This window comes from Corallococcus sp. CA053C (genome assembly GCF_003611675.1).
In the GTDB taxonomy this organism is placed as follows: domain Bacteria; phylum Myxococcota; class Myxococcia; order Myxococcales; family Myxococcaceae; genus Corallococcus.
This window is the reverse complement of sequence record NZ_RAWA01000848.1, coordinates 1-566: the sequence shown is the minus strand read 5'-3', so window position 1 is coordinate 566 and position 566 is coordinate 1. Positions and strand designations below refer to the sequence as shown.

Sequence of the window (566 nt, the reverse complement as noted above, 5' to 3'; positions counted from 1 at the left end):
AGCCCGTGCCGCGACAGCAGACAGAAGAGCCCCGCGTAGAAGCCCGCGTAGCAGAGCAGCACCGCGCCATGGCGGCGCAATCGCGCGCGGCAGAAGTGCTGCAGCGGATAGAGGACGTTGAAGTAGATGAGGCTCAGCGGGAGGCCGAGCAGCACGGTGGCGTAGAAGAGCGCGCACAGCCCGAGCGAGCGGCGGCCCGCGTTGTAGGCGTCAGGGTCCTTCTGCGTCCGGTTCCAGCGGTGGTGCGCGAGGTGGTCATGGCGCATGGGCTCGTAGGCGATGCCCACGAGCAGGCTGAGCGCGTTGCCGAAGAGGCGGTTCTGCCACGGCCTCGGGAAGAGGTTGTCGTGCCACGCGTCGTGGTCGAGCTGGATGAGCCCCATCACCGCCCCACCCGCCAGCATCCACAGCGGCAGCTTCACCCAGACGCTGCCCGCGTGGGCAATGGCCACGGCCGCCGCGACCCAGACACCCAGGTGCAGCGCCGCCATGCCCACCGCGCGCAGGGGACGGATGCGGAGCAGCTCCACCAGCTCGGCGCGGGAGAGGCCGGGCTCCGGGGGCGC

General features: G+C 71.0%; 1 protein-coding gene. It reads right to left on the bottom strand.

Features of this window, described 5'->3' with window-relative positions:
* A partial coding sequence (locus tag D7V97_RS43545) for a fatty acid desaturase (protein ID WP_199729248.1) occupies window positions 1-566 on the bottom strand: 566 nt, incomplete at both ends.